Annotated in this window: 16 protein-coding genes and 2 pseudogenes; 13 read left to right on the forward strand and 5 right to left on the reverse strand. The window is 70.9% G+C overall.

Going from position 1 to position 15,748, the window contains the following annotated elements; translation table 11 throughout:
• Positions 1–340: 340 nt before the first annotated feature.
• Positions 341–1,162, reverse strand: coding sequence for an LD-carboxypeptidase (locus tag AC2W7C_RS03815; protein ID WP_486000250.1), 822 nt, complete (start codon positions 1,160–1,162; stop codon positions 341–343).
• An 80-nt stretch (positions 1,163–1,242) separates the two neighbouring features.
• On the opposite strand from AC2W7C_RS03815, the gene AC2W7C_RS03820 reads away from it, so the two are divergent.
• From AC2W7C_RS03820 to AC2W7C_RS03845, 6 genes are all read left to right on the forward strand, one after another.
• Positions 1,243–2,034, forward strand: coding sequence for a Mur ligase family protein (locus AC2W7C_RS03820; protein ID WP_486000251.1), 792 nt, complete (start codon positions 1,243–1,245; stop codon positions 2,032–2,034).
• A gap of 26 nt (positions 2,035–2,060) precedes the next feature.
• Positions 2,061–2,633, forward strand: a complete 573-nt coding sequence (locus AC2W7C_RS03825; protein WP_486000252.1) for a glutamate ligase domain-containing protein — start codon at positions 2,061–2,063, stop codon at positions 2,631–2,633.
• Between the two features lie 113 nt (positions 2,634–2,746).
• Positions 2,747–4,348, forward strand: coding sequence for an ATP-binding protein (locus tag AC2W7C_RS03830; protein ID WP_486000253.1), 1,602 nt, complete (start codon positions 2,747–2,749; stop codon positions 4,346–4,348).
• A 48-nt stretch (positions 4,349–4,396) separates the two neighbouring features.
• Positions 4,397–5,017: a TonB-dependent receptor gene (locus tag AC2W7C_RS03835; protein ID WP_486000254.1), complete on the forward strand. Its 621-nt coding sequence runs from the start codon at positions 4,397–4,399 to the stop codon at positions 5,015–5,017.
• Positions 5,018–5,218: 201 nt separating this feature from the next.
• Positions 5,219–6,115: a TonB-dependent receptor plug domain-containing protein gene (locus AC2W7C_RS03840; protein WP_486000265.1), complete on the forward strand. Its 897-nt coding sequence runs from the start codon at positions 5,219–5,221 to the stop codon at positions 6,113–6,115.
• 161 nt (positions 6,116–6,276) lie between these two features.
• Entirely contained in the window at positions 6,277–6,432 is a 156-nt protein-coding gene (locus tag AC2W7C_RS03845; RefSeq protein ID WP_486000255.1) for a hypothetical protein, read from the forward strand.
• Positions 6,433–6,450: 18 nt separating this feature from the next.
• Here AC2W7C_RS03845 and AC2W7C_RS03850 read toward each other — a convergent pair whose 3' ends face one another.
• Positions 6,451–6,951, reverse strand: coding sequence for a DUF1353 domain-containing protein (locus tag AC2W7C_RS03850; RefSeq protein ID WP_486000256.1), 501 nt, complete (start codon positions 6,949–6,951; stop codon positions 6,451–6,453).
• A 134-nt stretch (positions 6,952–7,085) separates the two neighbouring features.
• Here AC2W7C_RS03850 and AC2W7C_RS03855 point away from each other — a divergent pair, with 134 nt between their 5' ends.
• The 7 genes and pseudogenes from AC2W7C_RS03855 to AC2W7C_RS03885 all read left to right on the forward strand — a co-directional run bounded on the left by AC2W7C_RS03855 (position 7,086) and on the right by AC2W7C_RS03885 (position 11,566).
• Positions 7,086–7,748 (forward strand): PepSY-associated TM helix domain-containing protein, encoded by a 663-nt coding sequence (locus AC2W7C_RS03855; protein ID WP_486000257.1) that lies wholly within the window; start codon positions 7,086–7,088, stop codon positions 7,746–7,748.
• 11 nt (positions 7,749–7,759) lie between these two features.
• The gene (locus AC2W7C_RS03860) at positions 7,760–8,284 is read left to right on the forward strand and encodes a DUF2271 domain-containing protein (RefSeq protein WP_486000258.1); all 525 of its coding nucleotides are present in this window, start codon (positions 7,760–7,762) and stop codon (positions 8,282–8,284) included.
• Positions 8,285–8,296: 12 nt separating this feature from the next.
• Positions 8,297–9,097, forward strand: a complete 801-nt coding sequence (locus AC2W7C_RS03865; protein WP_486000259.1) for a DUF4198 domain-containing protein — start codon at positions 8,297–8,299, stop codon at positions 9,095–9,097.
• A gap of 262 nt (positions 9,098–9,359) precedes the next feature.
• A pseudogene (locus tag AC2W7C_RS03870) lies at positions 9,360–10,198 on the forward strand (FAD:protein FMN transferase).
• Positions 10,195–10,500: a hypothetical protein gene (locus tag AC2W7C_RS03875; RefSeq protein WP_486000260.1), complete on the forward strand. Its 306-nt coding sequence runs from the start codon at positions 10,195–10,197 to the stop codon at positions 10,498–10,500. Before AC2W7C_RS03870 ends, AC2W7C_RS03875 begins: the two are co-directional and overlap by 4 nt.
• A gap of 66 nt (positions 10,501–10,566) precedes the next feature.
• Positions 10,567–10,674: pseudogene (locus AC2W7C_RS03880) on the forward strand (flavodoxin domain-containing protein); the annotation flags it as partial.
• A gap of 274 nt (positions 10,675–10,948) precedes the next feature.
• Complete coding sequence (locus AC2W7C_RS03885) at positions 10,949–11,566, forward strand: hypothetical protein (RefSeq protein WP_486000261.1); 618 nt, start codon at positions 10,949–10,951, stop codon at positions 11,564–11,566.
• Between the two features lie 214 nt (positions 11,567–11,780).
• Here the strand turns inward: AC2W7C_RS03885 and AC2W7C_RS03890 are convergent, their stop codons facing one another.
• The 3 genes from AC2W7C_RS03890 to AC2W7C_RS03900 form a co-directional block, all read right to left on the reverse strand.
• Positions 11,781–12,458, reverse strand: coding sequence for a Fe2+-dependent dioxygenase (locus AC2W7C_RS03890; RefSeq protein ID WP_486000262.1), 678 nt, complete (start codon positions 12,456–12,458; stop codon positions 11,781–11,783).
• A gap of 97 nt (positions 12,459–12,555) precedes the next feature.
• Positions 12,556–14,877, reverse strand: coding sequence for a TonB-dependent receptor (locus AC2W7C_RS03895; RefSeq protein ID WP_486000263.1), 2,322 nt, complete (start codon positions 14,875–14,877; stop codon positions 12,556–12,558).
• A gap of 135 nt (positions 14,878–15,012) precedes the next feature.
• A partial coding sequence (locus AC2W7C_RS03900) for an NAD(P)/FAD-dependent oxidoreductase (protein WP_486000264.1) occupies positions 15,013–15,748 on the reverse strand: 736 nt, incomplete at its 5' end.

Genomic DNA, 15,748 nt, shown 5'->3' on the forward strand with positions numbered 1-15,748 from the left:
CCAGGCCGGGCGACGGCCACAACAGGGTCTCGCGCGCCCCACCAAGCACCGCCGGCGACAGCCAGCAGCCCCTGCGGCCCGGACCAGAAGATTGCGGCGGTTCATTCCGCCGAAGATGGCGCGGCCAGGGGCGTGGCGCCAGCGCTACGGGGTCGCGGCCATGCAAAGAAACGAACGGCCGGCCGGCGTCCCCCCGAACCCCGGCCGACCGTCCGCGAGCATCCAGTGTTCTGGCCCCGCCAGCCGGCGGCGATCATCGCGCCAGCTGCTGAATCGCGTGTGCCCAGATTTCGCCACGATTGTCTATCGGTTTTCCCCGCTCGCGCGAGCGGAACCGCTTTCACCGTGGCCCGAACGGCACGACCTTGTTGGCGCCGTCGTGACCGATGTCGGCGGCCCCGAGATAGGGAATCCCGGACCGCTGGCACCAGTAGCGCGCGATCTCCTCGGCGGTCAGGCCGAAGTCAGGGTCATTCTCCACGATCTGCGACACCCGCCCCATGCGGATGCCGGCGACCCGCCGGATCGACGGCTGGGCGGTCACGTGGAACATCATCCGATCGATCCGGTAGAGCGGCTCCGACACGTCCTCCAGCATCAGCACGTGTCCAGTCAGGTCCGGCTCCAGATAGGTCCCGACCAAGGCGTCCAGGATCGACAGGTTGAAGGCGGCCGCCGGGCGCGGGTCTTCATGCAGCGACGGCTCCCACGACGACTTGGCTCCCTTGGTCAGCCAGGCCAGGGCACGCGTCCCCGTCTCCTCGCGCCGCACGGCGTCGGACGCCATCGGCCCATGGGCCACATGCGGGAAGCCGGCCTTGTAGAGCATGGCCAGCAGGCTGCCGGCGTCCGAATAGCCCAGATAGCGTTTGGCGCGCGCAACCTCTTTCAGCCGAGGCAGCACCGCCTCGGCGATCCGGCACGAACCGTAGCCGCCGCGCGCGAACCAGATGGCGTCCAGTCGGGGGTCGTTGGCGAACTCCACGAAGGCCGCGGCCCGGGTCGCGTCGTCGCCGCCGAAATGGCCGTGCTTCTGGAAGCTGGCCGGGTGGAACACCACCGACACCGATCCGTCGGGATAGTGGGCGTCCATCCACGCATGCACGGCGTCGGCGCGCGCGCGATCCAGGCGCGAACTGGCGTTGACGATGCCGATCTTCATATGCGCCGCTGGCCTCCCGCCTGGACCGTGCTAGTCAGGCCGCCGGACATTCCCCGGTTTCGCCCCCCAAGATCAAGCACATGCGTCAGGACGACTACTTCTTCTGCGGGATCGGCGGCTCGGGCATGTTGCCGCTGGCGATGATCGTCCAGGCGCGTGGCGGCCGCATCGAGGGTTCGGATCGCTCGCGCGATCAGGGCCGCACGCCCGAGAAATTCGCCTGGCTGGAAGCCCACGGCGTGACCCTGCACCCCCAGGACGGCTCGGGCGTGACCCGCGCCGACCAGACCGTCGTCGCCACCGGCGCCATCGAGGACACCGTGCCCGATATCGGCGCGGCCAAGCGCGTCAGCGCCCGCATCATCACCCGCCCCGAACTCCTCTCCCAGCTGTTCAACGCCGCCCCGACCTCGATCGGCGTAGCGGGCACCAGCGGCAAGTCGACCATCACCGGCATGATCGCCTGGATCCTGCACCAGACCGGCCGCGCGCCTACGGTCATGAACGGCGCTGTGATGAAGAATTTCGCCGACGCCGACCATCCCTTCGCCAGCGCCCTGATCGGCGGCGCGGACCTGTTCGTCTCCGAGGTCGACGAAAGCGACGGCTCCATCGCCCGCTACGATCCGACCGTGGCGGTGGTCTCCAACATCTCGCTGGACCACAAGTCGATGGAGGAGTTGCGCGACCTGTTCGGCGGCTTCACCGGCCGCGCCCGGACCGCGGTGCTCAACCTGGACAATCCCGAGACCGCCGCGCTGGCCCAAAGCTTGCCCGCCGATAAGATCGTCACCTTCGCCCTCGGCGAGGAGTCCGCGACCCTGAACGCCCACGATCTGGAGCCGCGCCGGCCGGGATGCGGTTCACCCTGACTGAGGAAGGCGGCGGCCGCCATACCGTGACCCTGAATGTCCCCGGCGCCCACAACGTCGCCAACGCCCTGGCCGCGCTCGGCGCCGTCCGCGCCTTGGGCGTTCCCCTGGACCAGGCCGTCGTGGCACTGGAGACCTTCTCGGGCATCCGCCGCCGGATGGAGGTGGTGGGGACGGCGAACGGCGTCACCGTCATCGACGACTTCGCCCACAACCCCGACAAGATCGCCGCCACGCTGAAGACCCTGCACACCTTCGAGGGTCGACTGTTGATCCTGTTCCAGCCGCACGGGTTCGGTCCTCTGAAACTGATGCGGCACGAGTTCATCGACGGGTTCGCCGGCCTGATGCGCGAGGACGACGTCCTGCTGATGCCCGAGCCCGTCTACTACGGCGGCACCACCGACCGGAGCGTGGGCAGCGAGGACATCGCCTCGGGCGTCCGCGCGGCCGGCCGCAACGCCGAGGCCCTGGCCACCCGCGACGCCTGCGGCGATCGGTTGGTCGAACTGGTCCGCCCCGGCGACCGGATCGTCGTCATGGGGGCCCGCGACGACACCCTGTCCGTCTTCGCGGCCGACCTCTTGAAGCGTCTTTGACGTCCGCTTACGGACTGATTTTCAAGATAATCTCGCGAATATTTCACATACGGCAAAGCTGCTGTTAAGCGCCGCCTGCCTAGGTCCTCCCCGCCAGAGGGAGTACCGCGCGTATGGCCAGGATCGGGGATTTCGCCAGCGACGCCGAGCCGATCACGCCCGACACGCCGGGCGCCCACGTCTTCGACAGGTTCGAGCGCGAGCCGGACACCCTGGCGATCGCCGTGATCGACGCCGACCGCCGCCCGATCGGCCTGGTCGAGCGCAACGCCTTCACCCTGCGCATGGCCGCCGAGTTCGGCCGCGCCCTCTACGCCCGGCGCCCAGCCTCCAGCTTCATGGATCCCGCCCCGCGCCTGCTCGACGCCGACGCCGACGCGGAGACCCTGTTCGAGAGCATCGACGCCGCCAGCCTGGGCGGCCTGCTCAACGGCTTCGTGGTCACGCGGCAGGGACGCTACGCCGGGGTCGGCGCCGGCGTGCACCTGCTCCAGGCCGGCAGCGCCATCCATCGCCGCCGCGCCCAGGCGATGAGCACCCTCGCCCGCGACCTGGCCCGCGCGGAGCAGGAGGCCCGCACCTCCAGCCGCGCCAAGTCCGAGTTCCTGGCGGTGATGAGCCACGAGATCCGCACGCCCCTGAACGGCGTCTTGGGCGTCGCCGCTCTGATGGAGCGCGAGCTGACCCAGGAGGCGATGCGCCCTTATGTCCGCACCATCCTGGACTCGGGCTCCAGCCTGCTGCGCCTTCTGACCGACGCCCTGGACATGTCGCGGGCCGAGGCGGGGCTGATGACCTTCGAGACCGGTCCGGTCCGGCTCGACGCCCTGGCGGCGGACCTGCTGGCGCTGTGGGCCCCGCGCGCCCAGGAGAAGGCCCTGGCCCTGACCGTGATCTGCGACGCGCCGGGCGCCGACCGCCTGCTCGCCGACGAGATGCGGCTGAAGCAGCTGCTGAACAATCTGATCGGCAACGCCATCAAATTCACCCCATCGGGCCGGGTGGCCGTCCGTCTGGAGGGCCGTATCGAGGGCGAGGACGCCATCCTGACCGTCACCGTGGACGACAGCGGCCCGGGCGTCACTGAAGAGGCCGCCCGGTCCATCTTCGATCCCTTCAACACCGGACGGGCCGGACGGGAAGGGGCCGGCGCGGGGCTGGGCCTGGCCATCTGCCGTCAGATCGTCGAGCGCATGGACGGTCGGATCGCCGTCGAGCGTTCGCCGCACGGCGGCGCGCGCTTCCTCTTCTTCTTGCGTCTGCCGACTGCCGCGCCGGGCGTGACGGACCTGGGCGTCGTCCCGGAAGCCCCGACCCCGCACGAGACGCTCCACGTGCTCGTCGTCGACGACAACGCCACCAACCGCTTCGTCGCCGGCAAGGTCCTGGACTTGTTCGGCTGCACCCACGAGACGGCCGACAACGGCCGCGAGGCCGTCGACCGCGTCGCCGCCGCGCCGTTCGACCTGGTGCTGATGGACGTCAAGATGCCCGTGATGGACGGGGTCGAGGCCACCCGCGCCATCCGCGCCCTTCCCGGTCTCCCGGCCCGCGTCCCGATCTTGGCCCTGACCGCCAACGCCGATCCGCGCGACGAGGCCGAATACCTGGCCGCCGGCATGGACGGCGTGGCCCAGAAGCCGATCCAGCCCGACGCCCTGCTGAACGCCATCCGCCGCGTCCTGAACCAGGAGGCGCGGGCCGAGGCCGCCTGACGATCCGGGCCTCCGCAACTGCCTCGGCCCGTGTAGTGTTCCGACCGCATGATCCAGGACGCGCCCCCGCCCGCCGCTCCCCTTCCCGACGTCGTCGTCACCGCGCCTCGCCTGCCTCCCGCCGGCGGCGACGCAGCCTTCGCCGTCCTGCGTCTGGACGCCGCCGACCTGGCGCCCGAGCAACGGCTGGACGAGGCCCTGGCCCAGGTCCCCGCCGTTTCCCTGTTCCGGCGCACCTCCAGCCTCTCGGCTAATCCCACCACCCAGGGGATCTCGCTGCGCGCCATCGCCCCCTCCGGCGCCGGCCGCACCCTGGTCACCCTGGACGGCGCGCCCCTGAACGACCCTTTCGGCGGCTGGGTGATCTGGTCCCAGGTCCCGACCGAGAGCTTGTCCGGCCTGGACATCGTCCGCGGCGCCGGCGCGGGAGCCTATGGCGCGGGGGCGCTGACCGGCGTCATCCAGCTGCGCGAGCGCGATGAGGGCGCGGTCCTGAATGCGTCGATAGCCGAGCGCGGCGGCGCGCGACTGGCCGCGTCGGGCGCGGCGTTCCTGGGTTCGGTCCGTCTGGTCGCCTCGGGCCTCTACGAGACCAGCGACGGCTACGTCCCGGTGCGCGGCCGGGCGGCGGGCGCGGCCGATCACGCCGCTGGATCTGGAAGTGCGTAGCGCCTCGGTCCGCGCCGAGTCTGCCCGCCGGCCCGCGGTCGTCTCAGTGCGCGCCTCCGCCTTCGAGGAGCGCGAGGCTCGGGCCTTGCCGGCGCCCCGCGCCACGGCCAGCGGGAACAGCCAGTCCGTCACCGCCGCCGCCCAGCCCACGGCCGGCCGCTCCCGGCCTGGCGTCTCCAGGCCTGGCGGCGCCAGAGCGATCTGGCCAACACTTCCGTCTCCGTCGCCCCCGACCGGGCCACGACCGCGCCCGCCAACGACCAGTACGAGACCCCAGCCACCGGCTGGGGTCTGAACGCCGCCCTGCGCCGCGTCGTCGTCTCCGGCGTGGCCCGCGTCGAATGGGAACTGGGCGCCGACGCCCGCTTCAACGACGGCGAGACCCGCGAGCGCTTTCGCTACATGAGCGGCGCCTTCACCCGCGACCGCGTCGCCGGCGGCGAGACCTCCGTCGCCGGCCTCTACGCCGAAGGATCGTGGACGCACGACGCCTGGCTGGTCGCCGGCGGCCTGCGCTGGGACGCCTGGAGCAACCAGGACGGCCGTCGCCTGGAACGGGACCTGGCCACGGGAGAGCCGACGCTGAACGAGACCGATTCCGACCGGTCCGGCGACGTCGTCAGCGCCCGCCTCGCCGTCCGCCGCGACCTCGGCGCCCTTGCCGGGGGAACCCAGGCGGTCCGCCTGGCCGCCTATTCCGGGTTCCGGCCCGCCACCTTGAACGAGCTGCACCGCCCGTTCCGCGTCGGCAACGACCTGACCGAAGCCAACGCCGCGCTCGAGCCGGAAACGCTGCGGGGAGTCGAGGCCGGCTGGAGCTGGACCGCCGACCGCGCCTCCCTGTCCACCACGGTCTTCTGGAACGAGATCGAGGACGCCATCGTCAACGTCACCATCGGCCAGGGCCCCGCCATCTTCCCCCGCGCCGGCTTCGTCCCCGCCGGCGGCGTCCTGCGCCAGCGCCGCAACGCCGGGACCATCCGGGCGACCGGCATCGAGATCGACGCCCGGATGGACCTGGGCGAGGCCCTGTCCCTGCGCGCCGCCCTCTCGGCCGCCGACGCCCACATGGATGGCGGACGGCCGCGTCCCAGCTGACCGGCCTGCGCCCGGCTCAGGCGCCAATCTGGAGCGCCACCGCCGGCCTGGACTGGCGACCCGTCGAGCGCCTGACCCTAGCCGCCGACCTGCGGTGGGAGAGCCGCCGCTTCGAGGACGACCTGAACAGCCGCGTTCTGGACGCCGCCGCCGTCGCCGCCATGCGCGCCGACTGGGCCCTGACTCCAGGGGCCACGCTATGGCTCGCCGCCGACAATCTGTTCGACGAACAGATCGAGGTCTCCGAGACGGGAACCGGCGTCGCCGGCTACGGCCCGCCGCGCACCCTGTCGGTCGGCGTGCGGCTTACCCGCTGACCCTCGTCGGCGGCGGGCTCAGCGTTCCGTGACGAAGGCCTCTCCAGCTCGGGAGACGCTCTGGCGCGAATCGTCCCGGCCCCATCCCCGGCCCCCGCCCAGCCGCACGGCGGCCCAGATGATCAGCCGACGCAGGCGATCGACGCCGCGGTTCTCCAGCGCCTCCTTGAAGATGTTGTCGGCCTCGGCGCGGGTGTAGGGCTCCGGACGGGTCCGTCCGTCGGTCCGCCGTTTCCAGGCGCCGGCGCCCGAGGTGGCGTAGAGGAAGTCGTGCACGATCGCCGCCTTCACCCACGGGCCGTCCGGGGGCAGCAGGACCCACCCCCAGCGCGGGATCGAAGCCAGGTCGGTCACGAAGCCGGCCGGCACGGTGATCCGGTCGTCGCCGTGGCCGGTCCGATAGGTCAGATCCCTCTGCAGACCCCACAGGCTCCTCCCCGCCTTGAGGGCCGGGGTGAACTTGTTGTCCAGCAGCACCAGCACCAGCTTGCCGCCGAAACGGTCCGTCCAGTCGTCCAAGGCCGCCTCCCGCTTCCCTGTGTCCTCCCAGTTCGACCCCGGGGGCGGGAGACGTCAACCGGCGTTCGCCACGCTGTGAAACGTCGCACCCCGCCGATCTTGCAAACGGTTCTCAAGTTCGGCACAAGCCGGGCGTGACCGACGCTCCCGCCACTCCTGCGCCTGCGGCCAAGCCGAAGACGGCCCTGAACGCCACGCGCTCGTTCTGGCTGAAGCAGTTGCACCAATGGCACTGGATTTCAGCGGCCGTCAGCCTGATCGGGCTGATGCTGTTCGCGATCACCGGCGTCACCCTGAACCACGCCGCCCAAATTCCCGGCCAGGTCGAGACGACCGAAAGCACGGCCGTCCTGCCCGCCCCCCTCCTGGAACGGCTGTCCGCCTTCCCGCAGGAGACGACCGACCCGGTGCCCGACGCCGTCGCGCGCTGGGCGTCGGACCAGTTCAAGGTGGGCATCGCCGGGCGCCCCACCGAGACCACGCCCGAGGAAGTCTACATCGCCCTGGCCGAACCCGGCGGCGACGGCTGGCTGACCATCGACCGCGCCACCGGCGAGGCCCTGCGCGAACGCACCACCCGCGGCCCGATCGCCTACCTGAACGACCTGCACAAGGGCCGCAACGCCGGCAAGGTCTGGTTCTGGTTCATCGACGTCTTCGCCGCTGCCTGCGTGATCTTCGCCGTCACCGGCTTCGCCCTGACCTGGATGCACGCCAGACAGCGGCCCTCGACCTGGCCCCTGCTGGGCCTGGGCCTGCTGATCCCCGTCGTCATCGCCCTGATCTTCATTCACTGACGAGTTCCGCCATGCGTCCCTTGACCCTCGCCGTCTCCGCCGCCGCCTTCGGGGCGGTTGCCGTCCCCGCCGCGGCCGCCGACTTGACCGTCTCGATCGAGGTGCCCCGCCTGAGCGTGGCCGCCTACCATCGGCCCTATGTCGCGGTCTGGATCGAGCAGGCCCCCGCGACCGCCGGGGCCGCGGGGACGCCCGTCCGTACCCTGGCCGTCTGGTACGAGGTCTCCAATGTCGCCGAAGGCAAGGACTGGCTGAAGGACATGCGCAGTTGGTGGCGCGGCATGGGCCGGTCCATGACCCTGCCCGCCGACGGCGTCTCCAGCGCCACCAAGGCGCCCGGTCGCCACAACGTCGTCATCCCCGCCGCCCGCCTGCGCAACCTGCCCGCCGGCAACTACCAGATCGCCGTCGAGGCCGCCCGCGAACTGGGCGGCCGCGAAGTGGTCCGCGTGCCTTTCCGCTGGGGCGCCGCCAACAGCGGCCGCGCCTCCGGCTCCACCGAACTCGGCGCCGTCAGCGTCACCGTCTCCCGCTAAGGATCGATCGCCATGAAGAAGTCCATCGCTTTCATTGCGGCCCTCGCCGCCCTGGCCCTGCCGATGTCGGCCCAGGCCCACCGCGCCTGGCTGGCCCCGACCTCCACCGTCCTGTCCGGGACCGACGCCTGGGTCGGCTTCGACGCCGGCATGTCCAACGGAGTCTTCATCCCCGACCACGCCGCCATGAACCTGGGCGGCCTGGTCATCACCGCGCCGGACGGTTCGACCGTCCAGCCCGAGAACATGAACCGCGCCCGCTACCGGTCGTCCTTCGATCTGCACTTGACCCAGGCCGGCACCTACCGGGTCGCCAACGTCATGGGCGGCGTCATCGTCAGCTACAAGCAGGGCGGCGAGCAGAAGCGCTGGCGCGGGACCGAGGCCGAAATGGCGGCCAACATTCCGGCCGACGCCACCGAGGTGGTCGCCACCCGCAGCGCCAGCCGCATCGAGACCTTCGTGACCCTGGGCGCGCCTTCGACCACGGCGCTGGCCCCGACCGGCCAAGGCATCGAACTGGTCCCCGTCACCCACCCGAACGACCTGGTCGCCGGCGAAGCCGCGACCTTCAAACTGGTCCGCGACGGCCAGCCGGCCGCCGGCCTGGAAGTCACCGTCGCCCGCGGCGGCACGCGCTACCGCGACAATCCGGAAGAGATCACCGTCACCACCGGCGCCGACGGCGCCTTCACGGTCACCTGGCCGCAGGCGGGAATGTACTGGCTGAACGCCTCGGTCCGCACGCCCGCCTCCGGCGACCAGCTGGCTTCCAGCGCCCAGTACAACGGCGTCGTGGAAGTCCTGCCCTGACCGACGGCCGCACCGGTTCGAGCCGCGGCGCGCCGCCCACGTTCGTCGTGGGCGGCGACGCCGTTCCGCGTCCCGACGAGGGGAACCGGGTCCTGATTCCCGCCCACGGCCGCACGCCCGAACGCCCGCCGTCGGACCTGATCTGGGACTTTTCCGGCGAGACCATGGGCACGACCTGGTCGGTCCGCCTGGTTCCGCCCCCCGGCTCGCCGCGGGCCGTCTTCCAGGACGCGGTCCAGACGGAGTTGGACCGCGTCGTTCCCTGTTCAGTCATTGGGACTCGCGCTCCGAGCTCGCCCGCTTCAACGCCGCTCCAGCGGGCTTCTGGGCCGTCTCCGAGCCGTTCTGGATCATCCTCAACCAGGCCCTGGACCTGGCTGACGACACCGACGGGGCGGTCGATCCGACGCTGGGCGCCCTCGTGGACCTGTGGGGCTTCGGCCCGCCCGGCCCCCGGCCGCTGGACAACTTCGGCGTCGCCCCGACCCTGCCCTGGGAGGAAGAGATCGCCGAGGCCCGCGGCCGGTCCGGCTGGGGCGCGCTGCGCCTGAATCGCGACGCCCGCGCGGTGCAACAGCCCGGCGGGCTGAAACTGGACCTGTCCGGCATCGCCAAGGGTCACGCCGTCGACTGGGTCTCCGACCGGCTGGCCGACCTCGGCGCCGCCAGCCATCTGGTCGAGATCGGCGGCGAATTGCGCGGCCGGGGCGTCAAGCCCCGATGCGTCCCTGGTGGGTCGAGTTGCAGCAGCGCCCGGCTCGCCCGCCCCGCGCACCGTCGCGGCCCCTGTTCGACCTGGCGGTCGCCACCTCCGGCGACTGGATCCGGGCCTTCGAAGCCTACGGCCGCGTCTACAGCCATACGATTGACGGCCGCACCGGGCGCCCGGTCGACAACGGGGTGGCCTCCGTCACCGTTCTGGCCGAGACCGCGATGTACGCCGACGCCATGGCCACCGCCCTGACCGTCATGGGGCCGCAAGAAGGGCCCGCCTTCGCCGTCGAGATGAAGATCGCCGCAGCCTTCGTGGTCCGCGGCCCCGACGGCCTGACCGAGATCGTCACTCCCGCCTTCCAGGTCATGTTGGACGAAGGCGCGTGACCGAGGATCCCGTCCGCTGGCTCTGGGCGGCCCTGGCCGTCGCCCTCTGGTTCGCCTCGATCGGCGCCGTCGCCTGGGGCCGGGTTCGCGCGCGCCGAGCCGCCGACGCGAAGGCGCCGCCCCTGGCTTCGGCCGGAACCGCCGACGCCCTGCTGGTCGCCTTCGCCAGCCAGACCGGCCTCGCCGAGGAGCTGGCCTGGATGACGGCGAAAAAGCCTGTCGGACGCCGGAACCCCCAGTCCGCGTCGTCCCGCTGGGCGACCTGTCCCCCGCCGAGCTTCAGGCCGCCGGCCGCGTCCTGATCGTCGCCTCCACCACGGGCGAGGGCGACGCGCCCCGACGGCGTGTCCCGCTTCGTGCGCCAGGTCATGGCCGCCCCCGCCCATCTCGCCGGTTTGAACTACGGCCTGCTGGCGCTCGGCGACCGCACCTACAAGGAGTTCTGCGGCTTCGGCCGGGCCCTGGACGGTTGGCTGAAGCGCTCGGGCGCCGAGGCGATCTTCGACCGGGTCGAGGTCGACGATGGCGACGCCGGCGCCATCCGCCACTGGCAGCATCAGCTGGGCCTTCTCACCGGCACGACGGTCCAGGCCGACTGGACCCCGCCAGCCTTCGACCGCTGGCGCCTGATCGAGCGTCGCCACCTGAACCCCGGCAGCCCTGGCGGCGAGGCCTGGGCCCTGGCCTTCGCCCCGGTCGGCCACGCCCGGCCTGGGTCGCGGCGACATCGCCGAGGTCGGCCTGCCGGCCTTGGGCGGTCGTCCCGCCGCCAGCCGCGAGTATTCCGTCGCCTCCCTGCCCGCCCAGGGCCGCGCCGAGTTCATCGTGCGGCGCATGGCCTATCCGGACGGCTCGCCGGGCCTAGCCTCGGGCTGGCTGACGGGGGACCTGTCCCTGGGCGACGAAATCGACATGCGCATCCGCACCAACCGCAGCTTCCATGGCCCCGAGACCTCGACGCCCCTGATCCTGATCGGCAACGGCACCGGCCTGGCCGGCCTCGCCGCCCACATGCGGGCCCGTGAAGGCCAGGCCCACGGCGGCTGCTGGCTGATGTTCGGCGAGCGCGCGTCCGCCCACGACGCCTTCTTTGACACCGAGCTCCAGGCCGCCCTGGCGTCCGGCCATCTGACCCGGCTCGACCGCGTGTTCTCGCGCGACCCCGGCGACGGCCGCTACGTCCAGGCCCTGGTCGCCGAGCACGCGGACGCGGTGCGGGACTGGATCGAAAGGGGCGCCGTGATCATGGTCTGCGGCAGCCTGGACGGCATGTCCAAGGGCGTCCACGACGCGCTGGAGGGCGTGCTGGGAGCCGAGCGCCTGATCGAACTGACCGAAGCCGGCCGGTACCGACGGGACGTGTACTAGGTCCCAATCAGCGCTCGAACTTTCTCTTTCCCCGTCATTCCGAGGCCAGATTCGGCGCAGCCGAAGCTGGAACCCGGAACCCAGGGGTTCGGCGCTCCGAAAACGCCGCGCCGCTAGCATTAAGTTTGAACGCCTGGGTTCCGGGGTTCGCTCTGGCGAGCGCCCCGGAATGACGTGAAAAGGGGTCGGCGAGCGGAGAACCTGCCGCGCGCCCTCACACCTCGGCCCAGCGCCTGAGCAGGTTGTGGTACACCGCCGTCAGCTCCAGCACCGCGGCGTCCTTGGGTCCCTTGTCGGCGTTGACCCGCTGAATGGCCACGTCCAGCCGAAACAGGGTCTCGCGGTCGGCGTCGTCGCGGACCAGGCTCTGCAGCCAGAAGAAGCTGGCGACCCGCGATCCGCGCGTGACCGGCGTCACGCGATGCAGGCTCTTGGAGGGATACAGCACCAGGTCGCCCGCCGGCAACTTGACCGACTGGGGCCCGTACATCTCCTCGATGACCAGCTCGCCGCCGTCGTAGTCCTCGGGCTCGGACAGGAACAGGGTGCAGGACAGGTCGCTGCGGATCCGCGTCCCGGCTCGCTGCCGGATCGCATTGTCCACGTGCACGCCGAAATGCTCGCCGCCCTCGTACCGATTGAACAGCGGCGGGAAGATCGTGTGCGGCAGGGCCGCCGACACGAACATGGGATTGGCGTTCAGCGCCTGCAGCACCAGGCCCCCGACCTCGCGGGCCTCGGGCGCATCCTCGGGCAGTTGGCGGTTCACCTTGGCCGTGGCCGACTGGTGGCCGGACGTGACATTGCCGTCCGCCCACGGTCCGTCGTCCAGCCGCGCCCGCAGCGTGGCGACCTCGTCCTTGGTGAACACGCCGGGGATGTGCAGCAGCATCCGTCGCCTCCGTCGTCACGCGCGAAAACCCGGGGTCAGGCCTATCGGGAAAAGCCTGAACCCCGGGTTCTGCGCCGCCCGGCCTCGGGCCTAAGACCTAGTAGCGCAGATTCAGCGTCAGGATAGCCTGACGGGCCGGCGCCGGATCGGCGTGGTGCACGCCGTTGGTGCGCAGGATATATTCCTCGTCGCCCGCGTTCTGGACGTTCAGCTGCAGACTGGCGGTGTCGTTGATGTCGTACGAGGCGAACAGATCCACTCGGGTGTACTCGGGCGCGAACACCCGATTGGCCCCGCCGCCTGCGCCGCCCTGGTTGCCGCCGAAGCTGTCCGACACATAGTACAGCCCGCCGCCGACGCTCAACCTGGACGTCGCGCGATAGGTGGTGAACAGGCTGAACGCGTGCTCCGGCGTATTGGCCAGCGGGTCGCCCACGTTGACGTTTCCGGTCGCGCCGCGGACCAGCTCGGAGTCCATCCAGGTGTAGCCGCCGAACACCTGCCATTCGCGGGTGATGTTGCCGGACACGCCCAGCTCGATCCCCTTAACCTCGACCTCTCCGACCTGCGCATAGGTCGGCGGAGCGGTCGAGCTGTCCAACAGGACCTGCGCGTTCTCACGCTTCAGGAAGAAGGCCGCTCCCGACAAGGCAAGGCGGTCGCCGAACAGGTTCGCCTTGGCGCCGATCTCGTAGCTGGTGGTCTCTTCCGGATCCAGCAGCCGATCCGCCAGGCTGCCCGTGCCCGCGCCGCCCGAGGCGTTCTGGTCCCCGGCCGACAGCGTCGGCGGCGTCGAGGAGGTGGCGTACGAGGCGTAGACGCTCGAGCTCTCCGTCGGCTTGAAGACCAGGCCAACCTGATAGTTGACGAAGTCCCACTCACGCTCGGGCAGGGTCGTGTAGGTCCCGGGGTTCCAGACGCCGTTGACCTGGGTCACGCCGCCGATCGTCTGCGCGACGCCGTTGTACCCGTTGACGGTGTACTGGTCCCAGCGCACGCCCAGGTTCAGGATCAGCCGCGAGGTCAGGCTGATGCTGTCCAGCGCGTACACGCCGATGGTCTCGGTCACGTTGCGGCTGATCGGGCCGCGGTTGATCACGCCCGCCCAACTGTCGCCCGTATTGGGCGCATAGACGCGGGTGCAGTCGCCGGCGCCCAGGTTGTTCAGGTTCGACGCCGACATCACGAAGCCGGTCGGGCAGGCCGAGCCGGCCGTCGTGAAGGTCGAGTACGAGGCGTTGCGGTTGATCTCGCGCGTCAGCTCCAGGCCCAGGTCGAACTCATGCTTCATGCCGGCGGCGACGAAGCGGCCGCGCAGGTCGGTGACGTTGGCCAGGGTGTCGACCGGGTTCCAACGCGACTTGGTCGCCCGCTTCATCCAGTACTCGCCGTTGATCAACTGCGCCGCGCCGCCGTCGCCGGGGTTGGTCACGACGTAGTCGTTCAGGGTGTGCGAGTAGCGGGTGACGTTGCGCAGCGTCAGATTCGGGCTGAACGCGTGCTGGAAGTCGAACGTGAACGAGTCGACCGTGTTGGTCAGGAAGTCCCGGTCCTTCAGCCCGTAGAAGCTGTCGTAGGGCACGTCCAGGATGCCGCTGTCGGTGGTGCGCGTCCCGATCTTGGTGAACAGCGGGATGCCGTAGTCGGGCAGCTGGTTGGACGTCAGGTGGTAGTAGCTGAAGGTCGCCGTGGTCGGCGTGCCCAGGCCGGCGGCCAGCGACAGGCCCAGGCCCCACTTGTCGTAGTCGACCGTGTCGCGGCCCGGCACGTCGCCCTCGGCGCCCATCAGGTTCAGGCGCAGCGCCGCCGTCTCGCCCAGGACCCAGTTCTGGTCGATCGTGCCGCGCAGATAGCCGTCGGCGCCGACGCCCAGATCGAACCGGGTGAAGTCCTGCAGACGGGGCGCCTTGGAGCCCAGGTTGATGCTGCCGCCGCCCGAACCGCGGCCCGAGTAGACCGAGTCCGGGCCCTTCACGACCTCGACCTGCTCCAGGTTGAAGACCTCGCGCTGCTGGCCGCCGGTGTCGCGGATGCCGTCGACGAAGATGTTGTTGCCCGAGGACTGCCCGCGGATGAACGGCCGGTCGGCCAGCGGCTGCCCGCCTTCGCCGGCGCCGAAGGTGATGCCCGGCGAGGTGCGCAAGATGTCCTGAAGCGAGGTCGCCGCGGTCTGTTCGATGATCTGCTGCGGAATGATGGTGACCGAACGCGGCGTGTCGATCAGCGGCGCCACGAACTCGGGCGACTGCGGCTCACGCTTCACGTGCTGGCCGGTCACGGTGACGGTCCCCAGGGTGGTCGCGTCCTGAGGGCCGGTCGGGCCGGCAGGGTCTTCGGCCAGGGCCGGCGAGGCCATCAGCATGCCGGCGGCGCTGGAGGCGAAAAGGAGCGAGCGAAGCGCGTCGGCGCGGTGGGTCATGGGAATGCGTTCCGGGGAGGAGGGCCTGCGAGCGGCTCGCATTAGCACCTTTGCCGGAGGTCGCAACCGTTTTTGCGACACATTCTCAGAAATCGCGACAGCGTGTCGCGACGAGCGCATTCCTCCGTACGCGGCCTATCCCGCCGCGACCGCCTTCATCGAAGTTTCCGGATCCGCCAGCTTTTCGGAATCCACCGGCGTCGCCTTGCCGATCATCATCCGTCCGGCCATGAACTCGGCTGGCGCATTGACCGCTTCGACGCAGACGATCCGGTCTCCCTTCAGGTGGAAGACGGCGAAGGCGCCGCTCGCGGGATCGCCGCGCAGCACCTGCCGGTCGGCGTCGTCGGGCAGGCCGGCGATCTGAAGCTTCAGGTCATACTGATCGGACCAGAACCACGGGACCTCCGGCGTGGGCGCCGCACGGCCGACGATGGCGGCGGCGGCCTGCTTGGCCTGCTCCAGGGCGTTGGGCACGCTCTCCAACCGGTGCATCCGCCCCTCGTGCACCGGGATCGGGCGGAAGGTGACGTCGCCGATCGCATAGATGGCGGGGTCCGACGTCCGCGCCGCCTCGTCCACGACCACCCCGTTGCGGCAGTCCAAGCCGGCCGCGGCGGCCAGGCTCTCATTGGCCAGGGCGCCGACGCCGACCAGCACCGCGTCGGCCTGGATCAGCCCGCCATCCGCCAGCCGCACGCCCTCGGCCTCGAACCCGGTCACCTCGGCCGAGGTCAGGATCTCCACGCCGTGCTTGCGGTGATGGGCCGTAAAGGCCTCGGACAGCGTCCGCGACGCCACCCGCGCCAGGACCCGATCCATGCGTTCGATGACCACCGCCTCGGCGCCCAGCGCCCGGGCCGAGCGGCCG

The sequence above is a fragment of the Brevundimonas sp. CURTG3B2_SDJG genome (genome assembly GCF_057364705.1).